Source organism: Aquipseudomonas alcaligenes (assembly GCF_003205495.1).
Taxonomy (GTDB): domain Bacteria; phylum Pseudomonadota; class Gammaproteobacteria; order Pseudomonadales; family Pseudomonadaceae; genus Aquipseudomonas; species Aquipseudomonas alcaligenes_B.
Genome location: NZ_QJRX01000002.1, coordinates 487,326 through 498,511 on the forward strand (window position 1 = coordinate 487,326; position 11,186 = coordinate 498,511).

11 protein-coding genes are annotated in these 11,186 nt (G+C 64.7%); all 11 read left to right on the plus strand.

The genetic code is table 11. The annotated features are described in order from the left end of the window. Position 1: 1 nt before the first annotated feature. A complete protein-coding gene (uppS, locus tag DMO17_RS05020) occupies positions 2-763 on the plus strand; it encodes a polyprenyl diphosphate synthase (RefSeq protein WP_110681278.1) in 762 nt (253 codons plus the stop codon). Further along, positions 757-1,572, plus strand: a complete 816-nt coding sequence (locus DMO17_RS05025) for a phosphatidate cytidylyltransferase (protein WP_110681281.1) — start codon at positions 757-759, stop codon at positions 1,570-1,572. The genes uppS and DMO17_RS05025 overlap by 7 nt, the downstream gene beginning before the upstream one ends. Then, a complete protein-coding gene (gene ispC, locus DMO17_RS05030) occupies positions 1,569-2,756 on the plus strand; it encodes a 1-deoxy-D-xylulose-5-phosphate reductoisomerase (RefSeq protein WP_110681283.1) in 1,188 nt (395 codons plus the stop codon). The genes DMO17_RS05025 and ispC overlap by 4 nt, the downstream gene beginning before the upstream one ends. A gap of 21 nt (positions 2,757-2,777) precedes the next feature. After that, on the plus strand, positions 2,778-4,130 hold the full coding sequence (gene rseP / locus DMO17_RS05035) for a sigma E protease regulator RseP (protein ID WP_110681285.1): 1,353 nt from the start codon (positions 2,778-2,780) through the stop codon (positions 4,128-4,130). 74 nt (positions 4,131-4,204) lie between these two features. Next, the gene (gene bamA / locus DMO17_RS05040; protein ID WP_110681286.1) at positions 4,205-6,568 is read left to right on the plus strand and encodes an outer membrane protein assembly factor BamA; all 2,364 of its coding nucleotides are present in this window, start codon (positions 4,205-4,207) and stop codon (positions 6,566-6,568) included. 36 nt (positions 6,569-6,604) lie between these two features. Beyond that, positions 6,605-7,108 (plus strand): OmpH/Skp family outer membrane protein, encoded by a 504-nt coding sequence (locus DMO17_RS05045; RefSeq protein WP_110681288.1) that lies wholly within the window; start codon positions 6,605-6,607, stop codon positions 7,106-7,108. 2 nt (positions 7,109-7,110) lie between these two features. Further along, positions 7,111-8,169, plus strand: coding sequence for a UDP-3-O-(3-hydroxymyristoyl)glucosamine N-acyltransferase (gene lpxD, locus DMO17_RS05050; RefSeq protein ID WP_375538003.1), 1,059 nt, complete (start codon positions 7,111-7,113; stop codon positions 8,167-8,169). Between the two features lie 44 nt (positions 8,170-8,213). Next, positions 8,214-8,654: a 3-hydroxyacyl-ACP dehydratase FabZ gene (fabZ, locus tag DMO17_RS05055; protein WP_110681292.1), complete on the plus strand. Its 441-nt coding sequence runs from the start codon at positions 8,214-8,216 to the stop codon at positions 8,652-8,654. Further along, on the plus strand, positions 8,651-9,427 hold the full coding sequence (lpxA, locus tag DMO17_RS05060; protein WP_110681293.1) for an acyl-ACP--UDP-N-acetylglucosamine O-acyltransferase: 777 nt from the start codon (positions 8,651-8,653) through the stop codon (positions 9,425-9,427). Before fabZ ends, lpxA begins: the two co-directional genes overlap by 4 nt. Position 9,428: 1 nt before the next feature. After that, entirely contained in the window at positions 9,429-10,562 is a 1,134-nt protein-coding gene (gene lpxB / locus DMO17_RS05065; RefSeq protein ID WP_110681295.1) for a lipid-A-disaccharide synthase, read from the plus strand. Beyond that, entirely contained in the window at positions 10,562-11,164 is a 603-nt protein-coding gene (rnhB, locus tag DMO17_RS05070; protein ID WP_021701233.1) for a ribonuclease HII, read from the plus strand. Before lpxB ends, rnhB begins: the two co-directional genes overlap by 1 nt. The last annotated feature ends 22 nt before the right edge of the window (positions 11,165-11,186 follow it).

An 11,186-nucleotide genomic window follows, 5' to 3' on the forward strand; every position in this document is an offset into this window, starting at 1 on the left:
TGTGAGCAGGAGCAAGCAGGACGCCCCGGCGGCGGTGCCACGGCATGTCGCCATCATCATGGATGGCAATAACCGCTGGGCGAAGAAGCGGCTGCTGCCCGGCGTGGCCGGGCACAAGGCCGGCGTCGATTCGGTGCGCGCGGTCATCGAGGTGTGCGCCGAGTCCGGGGTCGAGGTGCTGACCCTGTTTGCCTTCTCCAGCGAGAACTGGCAGCGCCCGGCCGAGGAGGTCGGGGCGCTGATGGAATTGTTCCTCTCGGCCCTGCGTCGCGAGGTGAAGAAACTCAAGGAAAACGCCATCAGCCTGCGCATCATCGGTGATCGCTCGCGCTTCCATCCGGAGTTGCAGGCGGCCATGCGTGAGGCCGAGCAGCTGACCGCCGGCGACAGCCGCTTCGTCCTGCAGATCGCCGCCAACTACGGTGGCCAGTGGGATATAGTCCAGGCCGCGCAGCGCCTGGCGCGGGAAGTCCAGGGCGGTCATCTGCGGCCGGAAGAGATCACTCCCGAGCTGCTGCAGGGCTGCCTGGCTACCGGTGATCTGCCGCTGCCGGACCTGTGCATCCGCACCGGCGGTGAGCACCGCATCAGCAATTTCCTGCTTTGGCAATTGGCCTATTCCGAGCTGTACTTTTCCGACCTGTACTGGCCGGACTTCAAACATGACGCCATGCGCAAGGCGCTGGCCGATTTCGCCACCCGCCAGCGCCGCTTCGGCAAGACCAGCGAACAGGTGGAAGCCGAGGCTCGCAGTCAATGCTGAAACAACGCGTCATCACCGCCCTGATCCTGCTGCCCATCGCCCTGGGGGGCTTCTTTCTGCTCGAGGGCTGGGCCTTCGCCCTGTTCATCGGCGCCGTGGTCAGCCTGGCTGCCTGGGAGTGGGCGCGCCTGGCCGGTCTGTCCGCCCAGTCGCAGCGGGTGGCCTACGGGGCGGCGGTTGCGGCCCTTCTCTACGGTGCCTGGCTGCTGCCGGCGCTGGCGCCCTGGTTGCTGGCGGCGGCGCTGCTCTGGTGGCTGGCGGCGACCCTGCTGGTGCTGAGCTATCCGGGCAGCAGTCGCTACTGGGGCGGGCTGCCCGGCAAGCTGCTGATTGGCCTGGTGATCCTGCTGCCGGCCTGGCAAGGCCTGGTGCTGCTCAAGCAGTGGCCGCAGGCCAATGGCCTGATCATCGCCGTGATGGTGCTGGTGTGGGGGGCCGATATTGGTGCCTACTTCGCCGGCAAGGCCTTCGGTAGGCGCAAGCTGGCGCCGCGGGTCAGTCCCGGCAAGAGCTGGGAGGGTTTCTATGGCGGCCTGGCCGCCAGCCTGCTGATTACCTTGGCGGTCGGTCTGCAGCAGGGCTGGTCAGCGGCTGGCCTGCTGCTGGCTCTGGGGGGCGCGGCACTGGTAGTGGCCGCCTCGGTGATCGGTGACCTGACCGAGAGCATGTTCAAGCGCCAGTCCGGGATCAAGGACAGCAGTAACCTGCTGCCCGGCCACGGTGGCGTGCTGGATCGCATCGACAGCTTGACCGCGGCCATTCCGCTGTTCGCCGTGCTGCTCTGGCTGGCGGGATGGGGCGCTCAGTGAGTCGTCCGCAGCGCATCACCGTGCTCGGGGCGACCGGCTCCATCGGTCTTAGTACGCTGGATGTGATCGCCCGGCATCCCGAGCGCTACCAGGCCTTCGCCCTCAGCGGTTTCTCCCGGCTGGCCGAGCTCGAGCAGCTTTGCCTGAGGCATCGCCCGCAGTTCGCCGTGGTCGCCGATCAGGCCAGTGCCAGCAGGTTGCAGGATGCACTGCGTGGCGCTGGCCTCGCGACTCGCGTGCTGGTGGGCGAGGGCGGGCTGTGCGAGGTGGCCGCTCATCCGGATGTGGATGCGGTGATGGCGGCCATAGTCGGTGCCGCCGGCCTCAAGCCGACCCTGGCCGCCGTGCGGGCCGGCAAGAAGGTGTTGCTGGCCAACAAGGAGGCGCTGGTGATGTCCGGCGCCCTGTTCATGCAGGCGGTGCGCGAGCATGGCGCCACCCTGTTGCCGATCGACAGCGAGCACAACGCCATCTTCCAGTGCCTGCCCGGCGACTATGCCCGCGGTCTGGGGGCGGTAGGGGTGCGGCGTATCCTGCTGACGGCCTCCGGCGGGCCCTTCCGCGAGACACCGCTGGCCGAACTGGAGCGCGTCTCGCCCGAGCAGGCGTGCGCCCATCCGAACTGGTCCATGGGGCGCAAGATCTCGGTGGATTCGGCCAGCATGATGAACAAGGGGCTGGAGCTGATCGAGGCCTGCTGGCTTTTCGATGCGCGGCCCGAGCAGGTCGAGGTGGTCATTCACCCGCAGAGCGTGATCCACTCCCTGGTCGACTATGTGGATGGCTCGGTACTGGCGCAGCTGGGCAATCCGGACATGCGCACGCCCATTGCCCATGCCCTGGCCTGGCCGGAGCGGATCGATTCCGGCGTGGCGCCTCTGGACCTGTTTGCCGTCGCGCGCCTCGATTTCCAGGCGCCCGACGAGCTGCGCTTCCCCTGCTTGCGCCTGGCGCGGCAGGCCGCCGAGGCGGGGGGCAGTGCGCCGGCGGTATTGAATGCGGCCAACGAGGTGGCGGTGGCGGCGTTTCTCGAACGGCGCATCCGCTTTTCCGATATCGCGCGTATCATCGAGGACGGCCTGAATCGCGAGGCGTCGTCCGCGGTCGACGATCTCGATGCGGTGCTGGCGGCAGACGCGCGCGCGCGCGCCCTGGCCGCTGACTGGTTGAATCGCCACGGGTGACAAGGCCCGGAGGAAGATGGAATGAGTGCGCTGTACATGCTTTTCGGCACCCTGGTTGCGCTCGGGGTGCTGGTCACCTTCCACGAGTTCGGCCACTTCTGGGTGGCGCGCCGCTGCGGGGTCAGGGTGCTGCGCTTCTCCGTCGGATTCGGCAGTCCGCTGCTGCGCTGGCATGATCGCCAGGGCACCGAGTTCGTGGTGGCCGCCATCCCGCTGGGCGGCTACGTGAAGATGCTCGACGAGCGCGAGGGCGAGGTGCCCGCCGAGCAGATCGATCAGGCCTTCAATCGCAAGACGGTCAAGCAGCGCATTGCCATAGTGGCTGCCGGTCCTATCGCCAATTTCCTCCTGGCCATCCTGTTCTTCTGGGCGATCGCCATGCTCGGTACCCAGCAGGTGCGTCCGGTGATCGGCGCGGTGGCGCCGGACAGCCTTGCCGCTACCGCTGGACTGCGTGCCGGCCAGGAAATAGTGGCGGTCGATGGCGAGGCGACGCCCGGCTGGTCGGCCGTCAACCTGCAGCTGATTCGGCGTCTGGGGGAGTCCGGTACCGTCGAGCTGCAGGTGCGTGAGGTCGGCTCTTCCCTGATTGCCGATCGTCAACTGGTGCTGCGCGACTGGCTGCGTGGCGTCGACGAGCCGGAACCTCTCGAGTCTTTGGGTATCCGGCCGTGGCGGCCGGCGAGCGAGCCCGTGGTCAGCGAGCTCGATCCGCAGGGGCCGGCTCAGGCGGCGGGCGTGCGTCTGGGCGATCGGCTGCTGGCGCTCGATGAGCAGGCTCTGGACGAATGGCAGCAGGTCGTCGACTGGGTGCGTTCGCGCCCCGGCGAACGGGTAGTTCTGCGCCTGGAGCGTGCGGGTGAGCAGCTCGAGTTGCCTCTGGTGCTGGCAGCGCGTGGTGAAGGTGAGGCGCGTAGCGGTTATCTGGGGGTTGGCGTGAAGGGGGGCGAGTGGCCTGCGCACATGCTGCACGAGGTCAGTTTCGGGCCGCTCGATGCGGTTGCCGAAGGGCTTCGGCGCACCTGGAATATGACCCTGCTAACCCTTGATTCGCTGAAGAAAATGCTGTTCGGCGAGCTCTCGGTAAAAAACTTGAGTGGGCCGATAACCATTGCTAAAGTGGCGGGCGCTTCGGCTCAGTCCGGCGTGGCGGATTTCCTCAACTTCCTCGCCTACCTGAGCATTAGCCTGGGGGTTCTCAATTTGCTGCCCATTCCCGTTCTGGATGGGGGGCATTTGCTGTTCTACCTGGTCGAGTGGGTGCGTGGTCGCCCATTGTCTGAGCGGGTACAGGGTTGGGGCATTCAGATAGGTATCAGTCTGGTGCTGGGGGTGATGTTGCTGGCCCTGGTAAACGATCTGAGTCGTCTGTAACGAATAGCTGAATTCCGAATCTGCCGCGTCTCGCGGCAGTTTCTTTATTATCAGTTGGAATAAGAAAGGACTTCATGAAACGTCTGCTGCTACCTGCGGTCTTCGCCGCACTGATGATCGCCGAAGTTCACGCCGAGTCCTTCACCATCACCGATATTCGGGTCAACGGTCTGCAGCGGGTTTCCGCGGGAAGCCTGTTCGGCGCCCTGCCGCTGAACGTGGGCGATGCGGTCGATGACCGTCGCCTGGTGGATGCCACCCGTGCCCTGTTCAAGACCGGTTTCTTCCAGGACATCCAGCTCGGTCGCGAAGGTGACGTGCTGGTGATCAATGTGGTCGAGCGCCCCTCCATCTCCACCATCGAGATCGAAGGCAACAAGGCGATCACCACCGAAGATCTGATGAAGGGCTTGCAGCAGTCCGGTCTGGCCGAGGGCGAAATCTTCCAGCGCGCCACCCTCGAGGGCGTGCGCAACGAGCTGCTGCGCCAGTACGTGGCCCAGGGCCGCTACTCCGCCGAGATCGAAGCCGAAGTGATTCCGCAGCCGCGCAACCGCGTAGCCCTGAAGATCACCATCAATGAAGGCTCGGTCGCCGCCATCCAGCACATCAACGTGGTCGGCAACAGCGTGTTCCCGGACGAGGACCTGACCGCCCTGTTCGAGCTGAAGACCACCAACTGGCTGTCCTTCTTCAAGAACGATGACAAGTACGCTCGCGAGAAGCTGTCCGGCGACCTGGAGCGTCTGCGCTCCTACTACCTGGACCGCGGCTACATCAACATGGATATCTCCTCCACCCAGGTATCCATCACCCCGGACAAGAAGCACGTCTACATCACCGTGAACGTCGATGAAGGCGAGAAGTACAGCGTCAGCGAAGTGAAACTCTCCGGTGACCTCAAGGTGCCGCAGGAAGAAATCGAGAAGCTGCTGCTGGTCAAGCAGGGGCAGGTCTTCTCGCGCAAGGTGATGACCACCACCTCCGAGCTGATCACCCGCCGCCTGGGCAACGAGGGCTACACCTTCGCCAACGTCAACGGCGTGCCGCAGCCCAACGATGAAGATAAGACCGTCGCCATCACCTTCGTGGTCGATCCGGGCAAGCGCGCCTACGTCAATCGCATCAACTTCCGCGGCAACACCAAGACCGAGGACGAGGTGCTGCGCCGCGAGATGCGCCAGATGGAGGGCGGCTGGGCCTCCACCTATCTGATCGACCAGTCCAAGACCCGCCTGGAGCGCCTCGGCTACTTCAAGGAAGTCAACGTCGAGACCCCGCAGGTGCCGGGCACCGACGACCAGGTCGACGTCAACTACAGCGTCGAAGAGCAGCCGTCCGGCTCCATCACCGCCAGCGTCGGCTTCGCCCAGAACGCCGGTCTGATCCTCGGTGGCTCAATCAGCCAGAACAACTTCCTCGGTACCGGCAACAAGGTCAGCGTCGGTCTGACCCGCTCCGAGTACCAGACCCGCTACAACTTTGGCTTCGTCGACCCCTACTGGACCGTCGACGGCGTCAGCCTGGGCTACAACGCCTTCTATCGCACCACCGACTACGATGATCTCGATGTCGATGTTTCCAGCTACTCGGTCGACAGTTATGGCGCCGGTATGAGCATCGGTTACCCGATCAGCGAGACTTCGCGCCTGACCTATGGTCTGACCATCCAGCAGGACAGCATCGATACTGGTGTCTACACCGTCGACGAGATCTTCGATTTCATCGAGCAGGAAGGCGACAGCTACCTGAACCTGAAAGCTTCGATCGGCTGGTCCGAGTCGACCCTCAATCGCGGCGTGCTGGCCAATCGTGGCCATTCGCAGAGTCTGGTGCTGGAAACCACCGTGCCGGGCAGCGATCTGTCGTTCTTCAAGCTCGATTATCGTGGTCAGATCTTCCAGCCGATCAACGACAAGTACACGCTGCGCTTCCACACTGAACTGGGCTTCGGCGACGCCTATGGCTCCACAGAGGAGCTGCCGTTCTACGAGCACTACTACGCCGGTGGTTTCAACTCGGTGCGCGGTTTCGAGGACAGCAGCCTTGGCCCGCGTAGTACGCCCAGTCGTGGTGTTGCCGTCACTGGGAACGAGGGCACTCAATTTGACCCGGACCAGGATCCGCTCCCCTTCGGTGGCAATGTGCTGATCCAGGGCGGTGCGGAGCTGCTGTTCCCGCTGCCGTTCGTCAAGGACCAGCGCTCCCTGCGCACCGTGCTGTTCTGGGACGTGGGTAACGTGTACGACACCTCCTGCTCTTCTTCTTCGCCGAGCTGCAACAACATCGATTTCGGCGACCTGGCAAGTTCCGTGGGTGTCGGGGTGACCTGGGTCACCGCCATGGGGCCGCTGAGTTTCAGCCTGGCGGCGCCGATCAAAAAGCCGGAAGAGGCGGATACCCAGGTATTCCAGTTCTCCCTGGGCCAAACTTTCTAATTTGCTAGACAACAGTGTTTGTTGCAGGAGTGCATCGTGCGTAAGTTGACTCAACTGGTTCTGGTCGCCGCAGCCCTGATGGCGACCCCGGCCTTCGCCGAGATGAAGATCGCGGTGATGAATTATCAGATGGCCCTGCTTGAGTCGGATGCCGCCAAGAAGTACGCCGTGGATGCCGAGAAGAAGTTCGGTCCGCAGCTGAGCAAGCTCAAGCAGCTGGAAAGTGATGCCAAGCGCATCCAGGATCGTCTGGTCAAGGATGGCGAGAAAATGCAGCAGGCCGAGCGTGAGCGCCTGGAGCTGGAGTTCAAGCAGAAGGCCCGCGATTTTCAGTTTCAGTCCAAGGAGCTGAACGAAGCCAAGGCCATCTCCGACCGCGACATGCTCAAGCAGCTCAAGCCTAAGCTGGACAAGGCCGTTGAGGAGGTGATCAAGCAGGGCAACTATGACCTGGTGCTGGAGCGTGGTGCCGTGGTCGACGTCAAGCCGCAGTACGAGATCACCCGCCAGGTCATCGAGCGCATGAACTCGCAGCGCTGATCATGAGCGCAGTCGCCTTCACCCTCGGCGAACTGGCCGAGCGTCTCGGCGCTACCCTGCGTGGCGCCGCGGACAAGCCGATCCGCGGCCTGGCGACCCTGCAGGATGCCGGACCCGAGCAGCTGAGCTTTCTGTCCAACGCCCAGTACCGCAAATACCTCGCCGATACCCGTGCCGGCGTGGTGCTGCTGACTGCCGCTGATGCCGAAGGCTATGCCGGCGATGTACTGCTGGTAGCCAACCCCTACCTGGCCTTCGCCCAGCTTTCCCACCTGTTCGACACCAAGCCCGTGGCCCCTGCCGGGGTGCACCCGACTGCCATCGTCGCCGCCGACGCCCAGGTCGATCCGACTGCCAGCATCGGTGCCTACGCGGTGATCGAGAGCGGCGCACGCATCGCCGCTGGAGTCACTATCGGTGCCCACTGCGTGGTCGGCGCGCGCAGCGAGATCGGCGAGGACGGCTGGCTGGCGCCGCACGTGACCCTCTATCACGATGTGAAAATCGGCAAGCGCGTGGTCATCCAGTCCGGTGCCGTACTCGGCGGCGAGGGCTTCGGCTTCGCCAACGAGAAGGGCGTGTGGCAGAAGATCGCGCAGATCGGCGGCGTGGTGCTGGGTGACGACGTGGAAGTCGGCGCCAACACCACCATCGACCGCGGTGCCCTGGCCGATACCGTTATCGGCAACGGTGTGAAGCTGGATAATCAGATCATGATCGCGCACAACGTGCAGATCGGTGATCACACCGCCATGGCCGGCTGCGTTGGCATCTCCGGCAGCACCAAGATCGGCAAGCACTGCATGATCGCTGGTGGCGTCGGCATGGTCGGGCACATCGAAGTGTGCGACAACGTGTTCGTCACCGGCATGACCATGGTCACCCGCTCGATCACCGAACCCGGCGCCTATTCTTCCGGTACCGCCATGCAGACCGCTGCCGACTGGAAGAAGAGTGCCGCGCGTATTCGTCAACTGGACGACATGGCGAAGCGCCTGCGCGAGCTGGAAAAGCGCCTCGCCGCCGTGACCCCGGACGGTCAGGCCTCATCTGATGCCTGACCGTGCCCGCGGCACCCCCATTTTTTAGAACAGGCTCTCCGCACATGATGGACATCAACGAGATTCGCGAATATCTACCGCACCGCTATCCTTTCCTGCTGGTGGATCGCGTAGCCGAGCTGGACGTGGAAGCCAAGACCATTCGTGCCTACAAGAATGTCAGCATCAACGAGCCCTTCTTCAATGGCCACTTCCCCGATCATCCGATCATGCCGGGCGTGCTGATCATCGAGGCCATGGCTCAGGCCGCCGGCATCCTCGGTTTCAAGATGCTCGATGTGAAGCCGGCTGACGGCACCCTGTATTACTTCGTCGGCTCCGACAAGCTGCGCTTCCGCCAGCCAGTGCTCCCTGGCGACCAACTGGTACTGCAAGCCAAGTTCCTCAGCGTCAAGCGCAGTATCTGGAAGTTCGAGTGCCAGGCCAGTGTCGATGGCAAGGAAGTCTGCTCGGCGGAAATCATCTGTGCGGAACGCAAGCTATGAGTTTGATTGACCCTCGCGCCATCATCGACCCTTCGGCCAAGTTGGCCGCGGATGTCCAGGTCGGCCCCTGGTCGATCATCGGACCCGATGTGGAAATCGGCGAGGGTACCGTGATTGGCCCGCACGTGGTGCTCAAGGGCCCGACCGTGATCGGCCGGCACAACAAGATCTACCAGTTCTCCTCGGTGGGCGAGGACACGCCCGACCTCAAGTACAAGGGTGAGCCGACCCGGCTGGTCATTGGCGATCACAACGTGATCCGCGAAGGTGTCACCATCCACCGTGGCACCGTGCAGGACCGCTCCGAGACCACCATCGGCGACCACAACCTGCTGATGGCCTATGTGCACGTCGGTCACGACAGCGTGATCGGCAACCACTGCATCCTGGTCAACAACACTGCGCTGGCTGGCCATGTGCACATGGACGACTGGGCGATCCTTTCCGGCTTCACCCTGGTCCACCAGTTCTGCCGCATCGGCGCCCACAGCTTCTCCGGCATGGGCACGGCCATCGGCAAGGACGTGCCAGCCTACGTCACCGTGTTCGGCAACCCGGCCGAGGCGCGCAGCATGAACTTCGAGGGCATGCGCCGTCGCGGCTTCAGTGCCGAGGCCATCGCCGCCCTGCGCCGAGCCTACAAGGTGGTCTACCGCCAGGGCCTGACCGTCGAGCAGGCGCTGGCCGAGCTGGCCGAGTCCGCTTCCCAGTTCCCGGAAGTGGCGGTGTTCCGCGACTCCGTCCAGGCCTCGACGCGCGGCATTACCCGCTGATATGAGTCGCCCCCTTCGTGTTGCGCTGGTGGCCGGCGAGGCCTCCGGCGATATCCTCGGCGCCGGCCTGATGCAGGCGCTCAAGCAGCAACATCCCCAGGTAGAGTTCATCGGCGTCGGCGGTCCGCGCATGGAGGCCGAGGGGCTTGTCTCCGCCTTCCCCATGGAACGCCTGGCGGTGATGGGCCTGGTCGAGGTGCTGGGGCGTCTGCGCGAGCTTCTGGCGCGGCGCAAGCGCCTGATCCGGGAGCTGATCGCGGCCCAGCCGGACCTGTTCATCGGCATCGATGCACCGGATTTCAACCTGGGGCTGGAGCTCAAGCTGCGCCAGGCTGGAATCAAGACCGTGCACTACGTCAGTCCTTCGGTATGGGCCTGGCGGCAGAAGCGCGTGCTTAAGATCCGCGACGCCTGCGACCTGATGCTGACGCTGTTCCCCTTCGAGGCGCGTTTCTACCTGGAGCACCAGGTGCCGGTGCGCTTCGTCGGCCATCCACTGGCCAACACCATACCGCTGCAGGCGGACCGCGCCGGCGCCCGCGAGGCGCTCGGCCTGGCGCCGGATGAGCCGGTGGTGGCCCTGCTGCCGGGCAGTCGGGGCGGCGAAGTGGCACGCCTGGGCGCGCTGTTCCTCGATGCCGCCGAGCGCTTGCGCACGCTGCGCCCCGGTATCCGCTTCGTGCTGCCCTGTGCCAATGCCGAGCGCCGTGCGCAGCTGGAGACCATGCTGGCCGGGCGCAACCTGCCGCTGCTGTTGCTCGATGGCCGCTCCCATGAAGCGCTGGCCGCCTGCGACGCGGTACTGATCGCCTCCGGTACCGCCACCCTGGAAGCCCTGCTGCACAAGCGGCCGATGGTGGTGGCCTATAAGGTGGCGCCGCTGACCTACCGCATCCTCAAGCGCCTGGTGAAGAGCCCCTACATCTCGCTGCCCAACCTGCTGGCCGAGCGTTTGCTGGTGCCCGAGCTGATCCAGGATGCCGCGACACCGGACGCCCTAGCCCAGACGCTGGCGCCGCTGCTGGACGATGGCGCGGTGCAGACCGAAGGCTTCGACGTTATCCACCGAGCGTTGCGCCAGGATGCCTCGCAGCAGGCCGCCGACGCCGTGCTCAAGCTGGTCGGGCAGGCCTGATGCAGCTGGGTCTGGATTTCACGCTGGTCGAGGAGCTGGTCGCCGGCGTCGACGAAGTCGGTCGCGGCCCGCTCTGTGGCCCGGTGGTCACTGCCGCGGTGATTCTCGATCCGGCCCGTCCCATCGTCGGTCTCAACGATTCGAAGAAGCTGACCGAGGCGCGCCGCGAGAAGCTGTTCGACGAGATCCGCGAAAAGGCCCTGGCCTGGTGCATCGCCCGCGCCGAGGTGGAGGAGATCGACCAGCTGAATATCCTGCATGCCACCATGCTGGCCATGCAGCGCGCCGTCGAAGGCCTGAGCATCACGCCGAAACTGGCGCTGATCGACGGCAACCGCTGCCCGAAGCTGGCGGTGCCCAGCGCCCCGGTGGTCGGTGGCGACGCCCAGGTGCCGGCCATCGCCGCCGCTTCGATCCTGGCCAAGGTCAGTCGCGATCGCGAGATGGCCGAGATGGAGAAGCTCTACCCCGGCTATGGCATCGGCGGGCACAAGGGCTATCCCACGCCGGTGCATCTGGAGGCGCTCAAGCGCCTGGGCGCCACACCCATCCATCGGCGTTCGTTTGCGCCGGTACGCAATGTGCTCGAAGGGATCGAATAAGCGCCACACGGCGGGTTCGCAA

Excerpts from the sequence above, each read along its gene's own strand:
- rseP (WP_110681285.1), top strand. The coding sequence starts at position 2,778 with ATGAGTGCGCTGTACATGCTTTTCGGCACCCTGGTTGCGCTCGGGGTG.
- lpxB (WP_110681295.1), top strand. The coding sequence starts at position 9,429 with ATGAGTCGCCCCCTTCGTGTTGCGCTGGTGGCCGGCGAGGCCTCCGGC.
- lpxA (WP_110681293.1), top strand. The coding sequence starts at position 8,651 with ATGAGTTTGATTGACCCTCGCGCCATCATCGACCCTTCGGCCAAGTTG.
- fabZ (WP_110681292.1), top strand. The coding sequence starts at position 8,214 with ATGATGGACATCAACGAGATTCGCGAATATCTACCGCACCGCTATCCT.
- DMO17_RS05025 (WP_110681281.1), top strand. The coding sequence starts at position 757 with ATGCTGAAACAACGCGTCATCACCGCCCTGATCCTGCTGCCCATCGCC.
- lpxD (WP_375538003.1), top strand. The coding sequence starts at position 7,111 with ATGAGCGCAGTCGCCTTCACCCTCGGCGAACTGGCCGAGCGTCTCGGC.
- rnhB (WP_021701233.1), top strand. The coding sequence starts at position 10,562 with ATGCAGCTGGGTCTGGATTTCACGCTGGTCGAGGAGCTGGTCGCCGGC.
- bamA (WP_110681286.1), top strand. The coding sequence starts at position 4,205 with ATGAAACGTCTGCTGCTACCTGCGGTCTTCGCCGCACTGATGATCGCC.